Annotated in this window: 11 protein-coding genes; 5 read left to right on the top strand and 6 right to left on the bottom strand. The window is 37.0% G+C overall.

Annotated elements, in window-relative coordinates; genetic code table 11:
• Positions 1-71 precede the first annotated feature (71 nt).
• Entirely contained in the window at positions 72-653 is a 582-nt protein-coding gene (pgsA, locus tag AC0QT4_RS05010) for a CDP-diacylglycerol--glycerol-3-phosphate 3-phosphatidyltransferase (protein ID WP_473200622.1), read from the top strand.
• A gap of 99 nt (positions 654-752) precedes the next feature.
• On the opposite strand, the gene ndk is transcribed toward pgsA, so the two are convergent.
• The 4 genes from ndk to bafA (AC0QT4_RS04990) form a co-directional block, all read right to left on the bottom strand.
• A complete protein-coding gene (gene ndk / locus AC0QT4_RS05005; protein WP_473200621.1) occupies positions 753-1175 on the bottom strand; it encodes a nucleoside-diphosphate kinase in 423 nt (140 codons plus the stop codon).
• A 382-nt stretch (positions 1176-1557) separates the two neighbouring features.
• Positions 1558-4098: a BafA family autotransporter gene (gene bafA / locus AC0QT4_RS05000; RefSeq protein ID WP_473200620.1), complete on the bottom strand. Its 2541-nt coding sequence runs from the start codon at positions 4096-4098 to the stop codon at positions 1558-1560.
• A 381-nt stretch (positions 4099-4479) separates the two neighbouring features.
• Entirely contained in the window at positions 4480-7035 is a 2556-nt protein-coding gene (gene bafA / locus AC0QT4_RS04995; protein ID WP_473200619.1) for a BafA family autotransporter, read from the bottom strand.
• Between the two features lie 237 nt (positions 7036-7272).
• Positions 7273-11247, bottom strand: a complete 3975-nt coding sequence (bafA, locus tag AC0QT4_RS04990) for a BafA family autotransporter (RefSeq protein WP_473200618.1) — start codon at positions 11245-11247, stop codon at positions 7273-7275.
• 579 nt (positions 11248-11826) lie between these two features.
• Here bafA (AC0QT4_RS04990) and AC0QT4_RS04985 point away from each other — a divergent pair.
• On the top strand, positions 11827-13116 hold the full coding sequence (locus tag AC0QT4_RS04985) for an MFS transporter (protein WP_473200617.1): 1290 nt from the start codon (positions 11827-11829) through the stop codon (positions 13114-13116).
• Here the strand turns inward: AC0QT4_RS04985 and AC0QT4_RS04980 are convergent.
• Positions 13113-13376: a hypothetical protein gene (locus AC0QT4_RS04980; RefSeq protein WP_473200616.1), complete on the bottom strand. Its 264-nt coding sequence runs from the start codon at positions 13374-13376 to the stop codon at positions 13113-13115. The two genes, AC0QT4_RS04985 and AC0QT4_RS04980, sit on opposite strands and share 4 nt — an antisense overlap.
• Before the next feature lie 130 nt (positions 13377-13506).
• Positions 13507-13953, bottom strand: coding sequence for a DNA polymerase III subunit chi (locus AC0QT4_RS04975; RefSeq protein WP_473200615.1), 447 nt, complete (start codon positions 13951-13953; stop codon positions 13507-13509).
• Positions 13954-14359: 406 nt separating this feature from the next.
• Here AC0QT4_RS04975 and lptF point away from each other — a divergent pair, with 406 nt between their 5' ends.
• The 3 genes from lptF to AC0QT4_RS04960 are packed head-to-tail and all read left to right on the top strand — an operon-like array spanning position 14360 to position 19008.
• Positions 14360-15550, top strand: coding sequence for an LPS export ABC transporter permease LptF (gene lptF / locus AC0QT4_RS04970; protein WP_473200614.1), 1191 nt, complete (start codon positions 14360-14362; stop codon positions 15548-15550).
• Positions 15547-16638, top strand: coding sequence for an LPS export ABC transporter permease LptG (gene lptG, locus AC0QT4_RS04965; RefSeq protein WP_473200613.1), 1092 nt, complete (start codon positions 15547-15549; stop codon positions 16636-16638). Before lptF ends, lptG begins: the two co-directional genes overlap by 4 nt.
• Positions 16639-19008, top strand: coding sequence for an LPS-assembly protein LptD (locus tag AC0QT4_RS04960; protein ID WP_473200612.1), 2370 nt, complete (start codon positions 16639-16641; stop codon positions 19006-19008). It abuts the gene before it with no gap.
• The last annotated feature ends 25 nt before the right edge of the window (positions 19009-19033 follow it).

The following is a 19033-nucleotide window of genomic DNA, read 5'->3' as shown; positions in this document are numbered from 1 at the left end:
TTGTTTCGTAATCCTTGCCTTGTTACGTTTATAAAATAAACTATATCTTATAAAGAATTGAAAATAGCTCTATGAAAAATCATACTTTTTCTTTTCCAAATATTCTCACTTATGCACGAATTATCGCAGTGCCAATGGTTGTTGCATGCTTTTTTATAGAGGGACGACTGCAATCAAGTGATATCGCACGTTGGACAGCTGCTTCCATTTTTATTATTGCATCAATTACTGACTTTCTTGATGGCTACCTTGCTCGTATTTGGGAACAAACCTCCAATATTGGTCGCATGTTAGATCCAATTGCAGATAAGCTCCTCGTCTCTGCCTGTTTGCTTTTGCTTGCCGCAGATAGTACAATTGCTGGATGGACCCTATGGGCTGCTATCATCATTCTTTGCCGAGAAATTCTTGTATCAGGATTACGTGAATATCTGGCTGAATTAAAAGTCAGTGTTCCTGTCTCTCGTCTTGCAAAGTGGAAAACTTTTGTACAAATGATAGCTATCGTTTTTCTGTTGGCGGGACCAGCTGGTAATAAAATTATCCCGCACATAACAAACTTTGGCATCATGATGCTATGGATTTCTGCTCTCCTCACATTGTGGACAGGATGGGACTATTTTCGCGCAGGTTTAAAACACGTCATCACATGAAGATGAGCTTCATACAGTTTTTCTCAGAAATTTATAACTCCATAAGAAAAAACCTGAAACACGATGTTTCGAGGTTTTTTCTTTTCACTCATCTTTTTATTAACCAACAATTTCTATTTCAGAAAACCAAAAAGCAATTTCTGTTTTTGCTGTTTCAGCACCATCTGAACCATGAACAGAGTTTTCGCCAATCGACAAAGCGTGTATTTTACGAATTGTTCCCTCCTGTGCATCCATGGGATTTGTTGCCCCCATCACTTCGCGGTTTTTAGCTATTGCATTTTCACCTTCCAAAACCTGTACAACCGTTGGACCAGAAGACATAAATTCAACCAATTCACCAAAAAATGGACGTTCTTTATGAACTGCATAAAATTTTTCAGCTTCACGCTGACTCATCCAAACCCGCTTAGAAGCAATGACACGCAGGCCCGCATCTTCAAGCATTTTAGTAATTGCCCCCGTCAAATTACGACGCGTCGCATCTGGTTTAATCATCGAAAAAGTACGCTCTATAGCCATTTAACCACCTTTATTACATTTATAATATTATCGGATCACTCTATAGCGAGCGGAACATCTTTTGCCAAGAGACTGTACAAAAATCCGCAGAAAATTTTAAAAATGGGCGCACTAATCAGTGCAAATCTTAGTAAATAACAGAAATATTTATGACACCTGATCTCCTTATAACAGAACAACCCTTCTCATTGAAGTCCTTGTATAAACTGAGATATTTTTCTTCAAAAGAACCATTCACCAAAAAGAAAAATACAAGAAAAACGACACCCAGTAGGAATATATAGTCTTTACAAAAAGATCAACTTTTCTCAAAGCGCTGCCTAAATATCACATAACTCACTGCCTCAAGACCTCATATACTAAAAACAAAGGACAACCACATTTAAAAACTATAGCGCATACCCAAGGTCCCTTGGAGTGACTGCTTAACTTTGCGCCCTTTGACATAATGCGCTTCTGCATAAAGCTTTAGTTTATCACTCACTAAGCTGCTCAAACCTATTCCTAATTTACCCGCATCTCCTGATAAATCGGTGCTAAATTTATGCTGTTTATTAATTGTCGTGTGATTACCATCTCTATTCTCACGCAACCATGCAGCAGTAATATACGCCAGCGATGAACTCTCTATACCAGAACCAAACTCATACCCTAAAGATAAACCAACCTCACTGCGTAAAGACGTGAAAGGGCTTATATCACCTATCATCTTGTTCGTAAGTTTTATTTCTTTACCTGCAGCTTGCAACCATGTGAATTGTGCATAAGGCTGCATCCAACTGCTCTTTGCTATCTTCATACGATATCCACCTTCAAGGGATGCTCCAACCGCCCATTGCTTATAACTCCCTTCAATGTCTAAACCATTCGTTGAAACTGCTTTCAGAGTATTTTCATAATGATTATATTTCAAAACACTGTCTAAATACCATCCACTATGAGAAAAATAGGTCGCATAAGCTCCAATGCCATAGGCCTTTATGCTACTGGTACCACCTCGAGCATGAGCAACACGTGCTTGATCATAACTGCCAAAACCACCAAGATAAAAATCTCCATTTGTCAGATCACTAACACCAGTGATACCGAGCACTACACCTGTCTGCTCCAGCTTAAAGTCTAAATGGTTTGCGGAAATGCTTTCTTTACTCTTGATTGCAGATGCCCATAGAGCAGGATTCTTTTTATTTCTCTCTAGAATTCCTCGCCCAGAACGCACGGTTTGTAACTCATTGTGGAAAACAAGATGAGGAGCCACAGACAGTGACAACACTGCATCCGTAGAGGGAGTGGTTAAAAAATTAGAGACTGATAGATCCTCACTTAATGGTGAAGCAAGTTGATCTTGATTCCTTGGGCGTAATAATATCTGATCAGTTAGCGATGCAGTATCTACAGAAACAACACCCTCCTGTTGTTCCTCAGAAGGATGATGGTTTGCAGCACGTATCACCTCAGGAGTTTGATTTCCTAGAGATAATACCGGAGGCTGCTGCTGATCTCTTAAATGCCGCGGAGGTCTTGGTTGGGGAGGTAACTTATTGTGCCTTCCATTATTCTTCTTCTGAGATGTACTCGTTCCCATATCCGTAAAAATAGGAACTTTCGGTTTTCTACTTTTACGCGGAAAAGAAATCTCCGAGGAACTTGATCTACCATTCGCTAGGCCTAAATACCAGATTGTAGAACCACCACTGGAATCGGCATTCCTCTCTGTCTTATACAAACGATACGTATAAGTTCCAATGTCAACAGCTTCAGTTGCCTCACCGGATTGGTTTTCCAGAGCAAAATTAGCCCCTCCATTTTGACTTCTATCGGTAATCAAATTAATCCCCGTAACAAGACTACCGCTTCGTAAGAGAGAAGCTGTGATTTCAGTCCCAGAATCGGTAACGCTTATTTTGTGATTGCCGTAACCTCCCTCAATAAACAAATAATCACTACCGTCACCTATATCACTAAGATTGAACTTAAAGTGTAAATTCCCTGAAAGATTTTCAACATAGAGTAAAACATGACGTGGATCGTACTGGATAGAAGTGAAAATGACAGTTCCATTTCCCGTTAAATTCTCAATATAAATTTGAGGTTTTTCGTTAGGTTTCCGCTCACCCACCAAAAATAACATTTCTTCAACTCTTCCCTCCACAGAAAGTTTTTGTTTAGTGAGATGATCAGTGGTATCACCAGCCAGTAAATAAAGGCGTCCTCTATCATTAACCTCTACATCTCCAACGATATCCTTTACACCAGCATGTAACCATGAACTAGCAGTATTCGTAATCGTTAGACTATCCAAAAATCCACCAGGATAAACAACTTGAACAGCCTTATCTTGCAAGGTAGTGCCAAAGGCCTCTCCTCCCATTAAAACATGTTGTCGACCGTTCTCAGAAACCACAGTACTCATTGCCTTTCCCCCCTCTTTTCTTTGTCCCTTGTAAAGATTTTGTTCTCCATCTTTCCCCACTTTTGTATTCGAAACCCAGGCCTCATCATACACGTTTTGTTGTCCTACAACTCCATCTTTACCAGAAACTGTAACATTATAAGCGCTGCTTTTCTTCGCCACAGTTTTAGGATCAAAACTCTTTTCTTCGAAAACCAACTGTTTACCACCAAGGATTTTAATCTCTGCGGCAGTCCCTCCACGCGTAACTATTTGCATCCCACCTTTATCAACAGTAGACCACGTAGAAATTCCACCATTATCAACAATCTCGACACCGCCATCACCAATTGTAAGATTAGTACTGAAAAGAGAGGTAATCTGTGTTGAGCCTTTCGAGATTGTCTCCCCACTTATCACCTTCATCATATGAGGTAGCTCCTCATCATTATTTTCAAATGCACTTGTAATTTGCACAAGACAACTACTGATCATCAATACTGAAAAACTTAATTTGCATTTATGTCGCATAATCTACTCTCCACTCTCAATCATTAGACAAACACTCCACAACTTCATAGGTGGACTGTTGTAGATTGTATCATAATGTGTTTTATTTATGTCTAAATACAATTTTTTAGTGCGTTTTTTTATTTTACACAACTTATAATTGAAATGCGGTAAAATGAATATTTTAATCTAAGAAAATATAGATTTATAAAAAGCAAATTGTACCTTAAATATAAGGTACCATTTGCAACCCTCTTAACAATAGAGAAGGAAATAATAGATTTTAATAGAGTATAATCTTATCCTCTATATTTGATCCTCAACTGAATAAATATGAATATTGATTTTTAACTTTCTTAATCATTACATTTATAAGTTTAATAAAATATGCAAAAATATATCTTAAAAACTATAGCGTGCCCCTAAAATACCTTGAAGTGACTGCTTAATCTTATGCCCTTTTAGATAATGCGCTTCCGCATAAAGCGTTAATTTATCATTGACAAAACTGTTTAAGCCAATTCCTAATTTTCCTGCATTCCCAGACAAGTCTGTGATAAATTTATGCTGATTATTAATTGTTGTATGATTATTATTTATATTCTCACGTAACCAAGCTGCTGTAATATAAGCTGTTAAGGAAGTTGCTGCGTCAAAAATAAATTTATGTCCTGCAGTTAATCCGACTTCACTACGGAATGAAGTTAATGGGCTTATATCACCTATCATTCCATTAGTAAGCTTAACTTTTTTACCCTCAACCTGTAAACCTGTTAGTTTTATATAAGGCTGCATCCAAGTATTTTGTGCTGGTTGAAAATGACAGCCAACCTCAAATGCCCCACCTATCGCTGACTGATTATAGTTGCTTTGAATGGCTAAACCATTCGTTGAAATGGTTTTCAGATTATCCCGATAATAATTATATTTTAAAATACCATCCATATACCATCCGCGATTATCAAAGTAAGTTGCATAAGTTCCAATGCTATAGCTGTTTACGTCGCTATCACCACCTCGTGTATGAATCACACGTGCTTTATCATAACTACCAAAACCACCAACATACAGATCTCCATGGGTTAGTTCGTTTAAATGATCAGCACCGAGCGCTATACCTGTTTGCTCAAGCTTAAAGTGTGTATGATCTATTGCAACACGTTCTCTGCTCTTTATCGCATAAGACCATAGATTTGTATTTTTCCTATTTTGGTCCAGAATTCCTCTCCCAGTACGTACAATATCCATCTCATTGTTAAAAATAAGACCAGAAGCTACTGCTGTCGAAAGTACGGCATCAACTGAAGGAGTGGTTGATTGCCAAATAGGCGCAAATGGATCTTTCGGATCAGGAAAGGAAGGATCTGGTCCAGCGATACGGTCCGCAGATAAAAACCAAACTTTTCCGTTTTCATCCTTTCTCTGTTTTAAACCATACATATATGTTCCACCATCGATCGCATGAATTTCTTCACCAGTAAGACCCGTCAAAGTAAAAGAGGCCCCACCACTCTGATCTGTAATTAAATCACGCTTATTTGAAAAAGGATCCGTGATTTCAACTCCAGAGTCTGCAACACTGATTGTGTGCTTACCTGTCCCTTTTTCAACGAACAGATAATCGCCACGATTATGAGCAATAGTGGTATTAAACTCGAAATGTAAACTTCCTGAGAGATTATTAACATGAAGTTGAGAATAATATGGATCAGAACCAGTAAACGCAAAAATAACACTCCCATTACCACTTAACTTTTGAATGAGAGAACTTTTTCCGTCAAACCCTTCGGTAATGGCATAGAGTTCTGTATCTTGTCCATTTAAAACAATGTCTTCTGCTATAGTATGGTGTTGATCATTTCCAGCATAAAGACGGAGCTGTCCCGAATGATTTACAAGCGTTTTTCCTTCTAATGTTGCTCCTGCATGCACCCATGATTTTGCTGCATCATTAATTGTTAAGTTTTTTACATATCCATCCGCATATACTTCCTGAGTAGCCGTTTCACTTAAAGTCACGTTAATAGCTCTACCTCCAGCTAAGACATGCTGCTCACCCCCCCCAAAAACTTTAGTATCAAATGCAGAACCACCATTTTTTGCACTTTGATTTTTTTTTGCAATCTCTTGTACGCCCCCGTGCATAACTTCTGTGTTCCAAACAGTTCCCCCATCATACACTTCTTGCCACCCCTGTGCTTCATTTTGGTCATAAATTACAGTATTAGAAGCACTACTGCCTTTCATTTGTCCTTCAACATCACCCTCGCCGAAAACAAGCTGCTTACCACCATAAATTTTTGTCCCCTCTACTTTTCCTCCATCCCCAACACTTTGTTTTCCCCCTTTCTGAACGACAGCATTTTTTGAAATGCCTTGTTTTCCTTTTGAAGCATAAATACTTTCCATTCCACCATATTCAATTTTGCTATTCTCACTCAGACCTCCTGCATAAACATAAATCTCTGCACCATCCCTAACGGTGTTATTGATAGAGTGCCCTGGATCATCTGTCTGACCATCATTCGAAATGTAAGCTTTACCATTATTATCAAGGACAAAATGTTCCAAAATTGCTCCATCCTTAATAAAAATAAGTTCAGGATTTTTCCGCGCTACAATATTATTTTCTTGCACATACTGCCCGGCATTACTCTCATCATTGCCATCTCCTCCCCATACTTTGTTTCCTAATATTTCAGTACCTTTAACACCACTAAGCTTTTCAAAAGAGTCTGTTCCACCACTCCTCTCTAAAATAACATCATTTTTAGATGCTTTAATATTTATACATGCTCTTGTCCTCATACCCTTCTTATATTGGACATGGAGTACTTTTTCATTTTCACCATAGCTTGAAGACTGACAAAAAAAATGCGTCTCACCCTCCGCTGCCGCTTGCCCAAAACAGCTACTAATCATGAGCATCCAACAACTTAGTTTCCACTTATATTGCATAGCTATATCCTTCCCCTTCACGCCTGAGTAGACATCAAACGTAATTAGCTCTGCAAAATATTTTTTCAACCTAAGATTGCAAGAATTATCTTTAACGTATTCTTAATATTATAAAAAATGCTTTTTACATTCCATTAAATGTCTTTGTTTACTCAAGAGAATAAGGGGCTATACCTACACATTATCTTTTTAATGTCTTTCCAGAATTTTTTATCAAAGAGTAAAGAACAACCACATTTAAAAACTATAGCGCATACCCAAGATCCCTTGAAGGGACTGCTTCACCTTGCTACCTTTAACATAATGTGCTTCCGCATAAAGCTTTAGTTTATCACTCACTAAGCTGCTCAAACCTATTCCTAATTTACCTGCATTTCCTGATAAATCGGTGCTAAATTTATGTTGTTTATTAATCGTCGTGTGGTTACCATCTTTATTCTCACGCAACCATGCAGCAGTAATATACGCCAACGATGAGCTCTCTATACCAGAACCAAACTCATACCCTAAAGATAAACCAACCTCACTGCGTAAAGACGTGAAAGGGCTTATATCACCTATCATCTTGTTCGTAAGTTTTATTTCTTTACCTGCAGCTTGCAACCATGTGAATTGTGCATAAGGCTGCATCCAACTGCTCTTTGCTATCTTCATACGATATCCACCTTCAAGGGATGCTCCAACCGCCCATTGCTTATAACTCCCTTCAATGTCTAAACCATTCGTTGAAACTGCTTTCAGAGTATTTTCATAATGATTATATTTCAAAACACTGTCTAAATACCATCCACTATGAGAAAAATAGGTCGCATAAGCTCCAATGCCATAGGTCTTTATGCTACTGGTACCACCTCGGGCATGAGCAACATGTGCCTGATCATAACTGCCAAAACCACCAAGATAAAAATCTCCATTTGTCAGATCACTAACACCAGTGATACCGAGCACTACACCTGTCTGCTCCAGCTTAAAATCTAAATGGTTTGCGGAAATGCTTTCTTTACTCTTGATTGCAGATGCCCATAGAGCAGAATTCTTTTTATTTCTCTCTAGAATTTCTCGCCCAGAGCGCACGGTTTGTAACTCATTGTGAAAGACAAGTTGAGGAGCCACAGACATTGACAACACCGCATCCGTAGAGGGAGTGGTTAAAAAATCAGAAACTGGAATCTCCTGAATTAATTGCAAAGGAAGTTGATCTCGATTACTTGGGCGTAACAATATCTGATCAGTTAGCGATGCAGTATCTACAGAAACAACACCCTGCTGTTGTTCCTCAGAAGAATGATGGAAACCCACTTGATCTATCAGAGATGGACTTTTTGAAAGAAAAGAAATCTTTTGATCTTGGCTTAAATGTCGAGAAAATCTGCCCTTGTGTGCTACATCATCAATATAAACTGCAAACAAAGACCAAACATTCCCATTGTTATGATTTTTCTTCTTTAGTGCATATATATAAACCCCATTATCAATAGCGCTAATCTCTTCACCAGAAAAATCTGTCAGAGTAAAATGCGCTTTTCCGCCTTGATCATGGATTAAATCAAGCTCAAAAACTAAATCCTGATTGATTGGAGAAGAATGGGTAATTTTAATACCAGAATCAATAACGCTTATTTTGTGATGACCTGTCCCTTTTCTTATAAGAAGGTAATCACCGGATTGATTTGCAAAATTAGTATTAAATCTAAAGTGTAAATTCCCTGAAAGATCATGGATCTCAAGTCGAGAATAATGCGGATCAAACACATTAGAAGTGAAAATAACACTGCCATTACCACTTAAATTTTCAATCAAAGAGCTCTCACCATCAATATGAGAAGCAATGGAGTATAATTGGGTATCTTTTCCATTTAAAATAATTTCTTCTACTTCCGTACGAGATTGATCAGCACCAGCATAAAGATAAATTCGTCCAGAATCATTAACAATTGTTCTTCCCTCTAATGTTGTACCATGATGTAACCATGATTTTGCTTGATCCTTAATTATCAGATCTTTCACATATCCACCTAATTCTATTTTCTGGACAGCTGTCCCATGTAAAACAACTCCAATAGCTTCACCTCCCGCTAGAACATTCTGTTCTCCACCAGAAAAAACTTCGGTATCGAATGCGAAACTGCTATAATTTTTCAAATCATCTTCGACGTAAAGATTTTGTACTCCTCCTTCCATGATCTTTGTTTCAAAAACCATTCCGCCATCATAAACGTTTTGGTATCCTAACTCTTCATTTTGACCAGAAATTATAGTGTTGTAGGCGCTACTCCTCACCATCTCGCCATTGATATCAATCCCTCCTGAAACAAACTGTGTACCACCGTAAATTTTACTCTCTTCAGCTTTTCCTCCATTTTTAATTCTTTGTTGCCCCTCTTTATAAACGGTGCTCTCTTGTGAGAGACCATGCGTCTCAATAATCTCCATACCGCCGCTTTCAATTGTGGTATAGAGATTAAGACCGCTATTATAAACATAAAGCATTCCACCATCGCGGACTTTGTTACTAATCGAAGTTTTTGCTTTATGACTGTCAATAACATTAACTCCCTCACTACGACTATCAAAGCTAGGATCCGCAATAGAAATAACCATATTCTGCTCAATATTGAACTCTGTGAGAACATCTAAGGATGGAGCAGTAGTTGATTTTAAGCTAAAATCTAAAAATAAAGGAGTGTTTGTACGATCAAGAGCGTAATTCGCATCTAAATACCAAATTTTGCCGGTATCATTCTTTTTACTGTGTTTCAAACGATATGTGTAGGTTCCGGCATCAATGGTGCTGATTTTTTCACCAAAGCTGTTTGTCAGAGAAAAATGAGCATTTCCGCTGTGATCAGAAATTAATTTAAGCTTTTTGTGAGAAGGATTTGTAATTTCAACCCCAGAATCAACAACACTTATTGTGTGATGACCTGAGCTATTTTTTTTAATAAGAAGATAATCACTAAGATGATTGGCAAAGTTAACATTGAAATTAAAATGTAAATTCCCTGAAAGATCATCAATATTAAGCTGAGAGTAGTAGTCATTATCACCTCCCATAGAGGTAAAAATAACTCTGCCACTTCCACTTAAATTCTCAATATTAATTTTTGATCTATTACCGTTGCCCTCAGTAGCAATAATGTATAATCTTGCATCCTCTCCATTTAAAATAACTCTTTCTACTTCCGTAATGTCTTTATTATTACCAGCAAAAATGTAGATACTACCAAAATCATTAACTATGGTATCTTTATGTAATATTGCCCCCCAATAGACCCATGATTTTGCTTGATGGTTAATTGTTAGAGTATCTACATATCCATTACCGTATACTTGTTGAGTAGCTCTATCATAGAGCATAACCTCACTAGCATTTCCTTCTGCAAAGATGTTCTGTATGCCATCCTTAAAAACTTCGGTATAAATTGCAAAAGCACCACTACTTGATGTAGAATCCTCACCTTTTGTAGCACCAACATTCTGTACTCCTCCTTTCATAATTTTTGTGTCAAAAACTATTCCACCATCATATATATTCTGTAATCCTAGCGTACCACCTTCACCATATATCTCAGTGTAATAAGCGCTGCTTTCTCTAAGACTATCTTCAAAAGCCCCCTTACCAATAACAACTTGTTGACCACCATAGATTTTAGCCCCCTCAGCATTTGCACCATTTGTAACAATTTGTTTTCCCCCTTTTTTAATAAGTGTATATTCTGAATTACTCAAACTTTGGACGAACTCAATACCACCATTCTTAATCATCGTATCTCTACTAACACTCGCTTCATTAATATAGAGCCGCCCACCATCCTGAACCGTGTTATTAATGGAATAGCCTGCATCCTTATAGTTGAAGCTCTTTATTTTTTTACCAGTTTCCTCAGAATCATGGTCAGTAATATAAACAGAAGTAGCATCACTGATTGTTGAATTTGTTAGGAGCTTAAAAAAAAGACTGTCTCTTTTCCTTCCCTCTTCTTCAGGCAACACATCCCCTTTTGTTCTCTGTGCATTTTGTATGCTTTTCGCACTTTCTCCTTTTTCTTTTATCCCCTTCACTTTCGATAAAAAATTTCCTGTTCTTTCTAGATGTTTATTTATATTTACCGAGGTCAATGGTCTTTTTCTTGGAGCAGTTTTACCCTCAACTTTTATAAGAAAACTACTGATCATCAATGCTAAAAAACTCAGCATCAATTTGTATTGCATTCTCCATACTCCATGACTTGAAATTTCCTACATTTCGAAAAATGTGCATACAACACATCCCTGCTGAATCTCGCGTTCTCCAAGATGACAAATCATCATACACAAAGCTTCCCCTCCACTACGCACTAGCGCATCAAAAACTGCAGTTGTGTTTTAAAACCGGTAAACAACTAAAGCGTGAAAGTAGTTTGTTAATGAGTCTAAAAAATGTTCTCATTATATTGATTAAAAGACTTTTTGAATATTTTCGAAATCCTAAATATTAATCTAAAAAATGAGATTGGTCTCTTAATCGACTAAAAGAATGCCTGTATTTTAAAGACAGCAGCAATACGGTATGAACAGGCTACATTATTTATAATTTTTTTCCACCTTCTATGGCGTTTAAAAAAGTGCCTTTATTATATTCAATTTGGATACCTACAAGTACAATCATTCACTCTCATCATGCCATAATCATTGTTCTAATAAATTAGAAGCGTAATAATACTCAATTGAAGCTGATTCGAATTTTTTATAATTAATAAGGAATTAGTTTCATAATCTGATTTGTCATATACTGAAAGGGACATTCTATTCATGTCTATAAACTCAGAAATACAAGATGTAAGCAAAAGAAATTCTCCTTTTCACATTTTGTTTGCAAGCCTTATTGGTCCAACAATTGAATTTTTTGATTTTTATGTCTTTGCAACTGCTGCAGCCCTTATATTTCCTCATGTATTTTTTCCAACGCAAAATGATCAAATTGCAATTTTGCAATCTTTCTTAATCTTCGGAGCGGCTTTTTTTTCCCGCCCCTTTGGATCTATTGTTTTTGGGCATTTTGGAGATAAAATTGGAAGAAAAGCAACGCTTATTGCTGCACTTCTAACTATGGGTTTATCAACTGTTATTATTGGTTTTCTTCCTACTTACGAAACAGTTGGATGGTGGGCACCTTTCCTCTTGACCCTATGCCGCATTGGACAAGGTATGGGATTAGGAGGCGAATGGGGAGGAGCTGTTCTACTCGCAACAGAAAATGCACCACCAGAAAAACGTGGCTGGTATGCAATGTTTCCTCAATTAGGTGTTCCGTTTGGCTTATTCTTATCTGTTGTTGTTTATTTAGGTCTGTTGCATTTTCTTGATCATGAGGAGCTTTTAGCATGGGGATGGCGTATTCCTTTTATTGGCTCAGTTGTTCTTATGATCATAGGATTGTGGGTTCGTCTTTCAATTAACGAAACACCAGCATTCAAAAAAACTCTTGAACGTAAAGAGCGTGTTAAAGCTCCTATAATAGATGTCTTTTTAAAGTATCCACGGGTCTTATTTCTTGGTACATTTTGTGGTATGGCAACATTTGTTTTGTTTTATTTGGTTAGCGCCTATTTGTTAAGCTATACAACAAACCATTTACAATTAACACTTTTCCAAGCTCTTAAAGTAGAGGCTGTCGGTGCTGTTTTCTGTGGAATTTTTACTGTCCTAACCGGAAGAATTGCTGATCGTGTTAAACGTAGAACTTTAATGATATGGATCACCATAATTACTGGACTCTATTCTTTCGCAGTTCCTTATTTTTTAAACTCTGGAATTACAGGAGTTCTTGCAATGTCTATCATAGGCTTATCGATCATGGGAATGATCTATAGCCCGCTTGGCGCTGTTTTGGCTTCACCATACCCAACAGAAATTCGGTATACGGGAGCTTCTGTAACCTTTAATTTATCCGGCATCGTTGGAGGTTCTCTCGCTCCTTATATTGCAGAATACTTGGTACAACATTTTGGTATTACTTATGTTGGTTATTATTTATTTCTTGCCTCATTTATTTCATTACTTTGTTTCGTTGGATTTAAAGACGATGAAATATCTAATTAAAACAGTGTAAAGAAAAATAAAACGAGCGCTGGCGGCAAAAGTGCCGCCAGTTTTAATTTCAAAGGCATTGGTCGAGGTAATCTCCACCATAATATCCCAGCAAACAGTGCACTCAAAAAAAAGAATAAAATATCTGCAATATTGCTAACATAAGCGACAGCAAATATTCTTGATAAGATATGCGTTGTCCCTAACCATGAAACGCAAAAAAAAGCCAACATAACAGCCCATAAAACAATTAAAATGCGATCAATGATCATTATCATACCATTTAACTTTTTTGATTATAGCGCACATCTTGAGTGCTCCAAAAAGACAAGGTCATAATAAAGGGCACCGGATTCATCATCCCCCCAATCAGAAAAAATAAAATAACAGATATTATACACATCAAATCTGTTTTTCCCAACAGCGGTCTTCAGTCTGTTGCCAGTAAGTTAAATTATGATTTTCTATTTTATATTTTTTCCACTGTGCACGAACAATATCTAACTGTTCATCGTTTCGACCATCAAACAGCACTACAAGTCGCTGATAAACATCAATATTCGAGCAAACTGCTCCCTCTATAAGAAAACGTATCTTTGAATTATTCGGATTTTCCTGCCCTGTAGTAAGAAATACAGGCTGATAGCTTGGATGTTGATCACTCTCAGTTCCATGTCCAATAAATGCCTCATCAGCATAAACCCATAAACGCATATCTATAGCATCACATTGCTCTTTACTCACACATTGTATTGTTACCGTACCAAAACGAGATAGCGCACGCTCGACAAGTGTTGGCAAAATATCTTCCAGCGTTGACTGGGTCAAATGATAGAATAAAATATCCACCCTCTTAGCCTTTATCACTCTTTATAAGAAAATTAATATCTTTTTGAAAATTCTTCGATCAGCTCCAATACAAAAAAAAATGGACTAAAATACAATAATTTCTCTTTTTCTGATTATCTGTCTTACTTTTTTTCATGTGTATTAAAACTAGAAAAATACAAAAGACCCCTAATCATTTTATCGGTTAATAAAAAGGTCTATTTGAGTTCTTTTTCTCTTCTCGCTATAGACTACCACCGAAAATAAAATATACGATAAAATAAGATTAAGATCTGTAAAATTTTACACGATTTTTTTGATAAAAATATGCAATAGATACAAAAATGTTTTTTTAAGTTTGATTGTTTTTAATTCAAAGCAGTGTAAAATATCTACTTTATTTAAGGACTGAGGATGTTATCCAATTATGCGTATCATTGAATTCTACATCCTAAAACGTGTTTTAGTCCTCTTTAGTGCTGTCATGATTGCAGCAATCAGTATCAGTTGGACAGTGCAAATTCTTGCTAGGATAAACTTTCTTACAACAAGCAGACAAACACTCCTAACAGTCTTACAATTTTCACTCTCATTGATTCCTTCTGTTATTTTTCTTGTTATTCCATTCGCATTAGTCATTGCAATTACGATGACTCTTTCAGCAATGAATAAAGACTCAGAACTCGCGATCATTGGTGCCTCAGGTTTTCCCCAAAGTACTGTTTGGAAACCAATTCTTCTTCTCGCTATTGTTGCCTCATGTGCTTGCTTTTCTATAGCCAATTTTATTGTTCCTCAAGCACGTTTTAACATGCGACAAATGCTAGCAAGCGCTCAGTTTGATCTTATTAACCTTTTCATTAGTGAAGGCAGCTTCCAAAAACTCGCTAATAATCTTTACATAGAAATTGGTGAGCGTAATCCAAATGGAACGCTTGGTCGCCTTTTCATTGCCGACCAACGTGATCCTAAGACTGATCTTTTCTACTATGCTACAGATGCATCCATTGTGAGCAATAAAAACGGCAGTTTTCTTGTTCTTAATAACGGAGAAATAGAAAGGATAAATCGTCAAAATGATAGCACTTCGATTGTTCAATTTAGCTCATATACCTTTAGCCTAGGTGAATTCATCCCTCATAATAAAACACCTACACTTTACCCAAAAGATCGCACGCTTTCTTATTTACTCAGCCCTGATCCAAAGGATCCCTACTATCAGCGAAAACCTCTCCAATATAAAGCTGAGTTTCACCGCAGACTTACAGAATGGCTCTATCCAATTGTTTTTTCATTAATTGCCTTAGCAGCTGCAGGAAGTACATGCTCATATCGACAAGCAGGTAACTCTGCAAACTTTTCTGCTATTGCCTTCTCTTTGTTAGTATATTGGATAGGATATTTTTTCGCTGAAAAAGCAAAGAGCGATCTCGCATATATTCCTCTCCTTTATATTACCCCCATAGGTGTGAGTGTACTTGTTTTTTTCATGCTCTTAACAAATCATCAAATTGGTATCCCAACAGGACTTAATGAGTTAATCCAAATAGCCTTTCAAAAATTGGTCAAAAAATTTGAACATCGGAAATCTCAATATCCCTCGGATGAAGTGTCATGATTGGTTGGACGCTTGGACGATATTTTTTTATACGTTATTTTAAAATAACCTGTTATTTCTTTTGGGGTATTTTGATTCTTGCTCTTTTGATCGATTTTACAGAAAATTCTGGTCGGCTATCCAACGTTTCACATTATACGGCAAAAGATGCCTTTTTAATCTCTGTTTTACGTATCCCTTTTATCATGCAACAACTTATTCCCTTTATTGCACTCTTTTCTGCAATGGTAATGCTGATCTCGCTTAATCGAAAACTTGAACTTGTTGTAACGCGCTCAATTGGTGTTTCTGCATGGCAATTTCTTATGCCTGCGTGTTTTGGAGCTTTTCTTCTCGGATTATTTTCAATTTTTTTTATTAATCCACTTGCCGCATGGGGATTTTCTCAAGCAGAAAAAATGATGACTGAATGGCGTAGTAATACGATCCTAAAATCTCCTCATGATCCGCGCATCCTATGGTTAACACAACGTACACCTTCAGGGAGAACAACCATTGGGGCTAAATCTATTACTGATCAAGGACTTTCCCTTATCGATGCAACCTTTGTAGAATACAACGATAATGCAACAATTAAAAATTGGATTAATACAAAAAAAGCAACATTAACAAATGGGACTTGGATTTTAACAAAAGGAACAATCTATAAAATAGGATATCCTCCCAAAAAATTTAATACATTCCAAATAAAAACCAATCTAAAACCTGAGTTTTTAACTGAACGTTTAGTGAATCCAGCGACTATTCCATTTTACCAATTGCCAAAAAAAATTATGATCGCACGTTCATTTGGCTATTCTGCCAATAATTTTGACATGTATTTACAATCTTTGATTGCATTGCCTGCTCTGCTTGTGACAATGACGCTCATTGCAGCAACTGTATCTTTAAACTTTACGCGTTTTGGACAATCTGGAACATTAATTCTTGGTGGCGTAATAGCGGGATTCATGCTTTATGTTATTTCGGTACTCGTTCAGGCTTTTGGTAATGCTGGATATATTCCACCAATTGTCGCTGCTTGGACACCAGTTGTTATTGCATTGTTTTTAGGAATCTCTTTTCTCCTTCATAAAGAGGATGGTTAAGTGAAAGTATTAATAAGTAAGAAAGTGATTTTAAGAAAATTAAGTGCACTTGCTTTTAAAAGCATTATTGCTTTTATTTTAGCTGTAGCTTCATCCTGCTCAGTATATGCTAAACACCTTCCTTCTATTACTCAAAATCGTGTCCCGAATCCAGTAAACCCTCTTTTGCTCTCTGCAGATGAACTTATTTACAACCGTGATGAAAATACTGTCTCTGCACAAGGCAATGTTCAAATCGAATATGATGGCAATAAAGTTGTTGCCCAAAAAGTCATCTACAATCAAAAAACAGGACGAATTATAGCACAAGGAAATGTCGAAATCGTTCAAAAAGATGGTAACAAAATTTATTCCAACCGAATTGATATGACCAAAGATTTTGGTGAAGGATTTGTAAACGCCTTACGCATTGATACCGCTAACAATGTCCATTTTGCGGCTGCAAGTGCGACACGAAGTAACAGTGAGGTAACAGTCTTCAACAATGCATCCTATACAGCTTGTGAACCTTGCTCCTATAAACCAGATAGAGAGGTACTCTGGAAGATTAAAGCAAGAAAGATCATATGGAATAACCTTACCAAAAAAATTCGATTTGAAAATAGCCGCTTTGAAGTTTTTGGTGTACCGATTCTAAAGTTTCCAACTTTTGAGCTCTATGACCCAACTGTGAAGCGTGCTAGTGGTCTCCTTGCACCTCATTTTTTTTATTCTGACTATCTCGGCATGGGAATAAAAAATTCTTATTTTTGGAATCTTGCTCCTCATTATGATTTTACACTTTCTTCTACTGTCTATACCCAACAAGGGCTTTTAACTGAAGGTGAATGGCGTCAACGGTTTAAAACAGGGAATTACAATATTCGCTTTGCTTATATCTATCAAATGAAACCGAAAAGCTTTGACAAGGATACGATTGATGCACAACATAGAAACCGTTATATGCTAGCAACGAAAGGTGATTTTCGGCTTAATTCCCATTGGACTTATGGATGGAATATTCTCGCACAATCTGATCGACATTTCAGTCGTGCCTATAAACTTGAAAACTATAACAATCCTACACAACTTTCTCAGCTTTATTTGAATGGTCTTGCAGGAAAAAATTACTTTGATATGCGTTTTTACCATTTTGAAATTCAAGATTTGAACTTAAATGATTCCACTTATGAACGCCATTCTCGGCAAGCATGGGTCCTCCCCCACATTGATTATTCTTTTACACCAAATGAATCAATTTATAATGGAAAGCTTACCTTCCATAGCAATATGCAATCAATTTACCGTCGTCATGCTGACTTCAATTCTTCTGACTGGAACGGAAAACCTTCTAATACCACTAGACTTTCTGGTATGGCTGGAAATAGTTTTCGTTTAACAAACGAGCTGGAATGGAAAAGGCGCTTCAACACACATAATGGACTTATATTATCCCCTCTTCTCTCTTTACGTGCTGATATCATTACAACAAAAGCACATGAAAACAATCCTATTTCTATAGGGAATGGCTCCTCACCAACTCTTCGTAACGCAGCATTTCGTGGCATGGCAACGGCTGGTCTAGAATTACAGTATCCCTTGCTCATTACATTGGGAAATTCCAAGCATATTATAGAACCAACCGCACAAATTTTCGTACGCAATAATGAGCGATATATCGGACAAGTTCCCAATGAAGATGCACAAAGTTTTATCTTTGACGCAACCACCCTCTTTCAACGCAATAAGTTCTCTGATTATGACCGTGTAGAAGGTGGTACAAGAGCCAACGTAGGTTTCAGATATGCTGGAAGTTTTAATAATAGTTGGTCTCTTTATGGTCTTATTGGACAATCCTTTCATCTAGCGGGGAAAAATTCTTTTGCAGAAAAAGATTTTGTTAATGTAGGCATTCATTCTAGTCTCGAAGCTACACGTTCAGACTATGTTGCAATGTTTGGTGCAAATCATAAGAGTGGTTTTTCATTGGAAGCACGAGGACGTTTTGATAAAAAAACAAGAAAAATTCGCCGTAGTGAAATTGAAGCTTCACAGAAATGGCAAAATTTCGGAGCGGCTATACAGTATGTCTATATTGCTAGCCAACCAGATTATGAATACACACAAGAGCGACAAGAAATTTCTTTTCAAACTGGTCTTAAACTAGCTAACTATTGGTCTATTAATAGCAATGCCGGTTATGACTTGGTATCCGGTACATTCGTAAAGCGGGGAATCAGCTTAAACTACACAGATGAATGTTTCGGGCTAACATTCGGTTATCAGCAGGTAAATAATCCAGGGGAAAAAACACCCTTGCAAAATTTTAATTTCTCTCTCTCATTGCGTACAATTGCAGATATTGGAAAAAAGATAAACTCAAATTTATAAAGAGAATGTATAAGCAATTTAACTT

It is taken from the genome of Bartonella sp. EBT8 (genome assembly GCF_055796165.1).
Note: the sequence above shows the minus strand (reverse complement) of the source record. Positions and strands in the feature narration are given on the sequence as shown.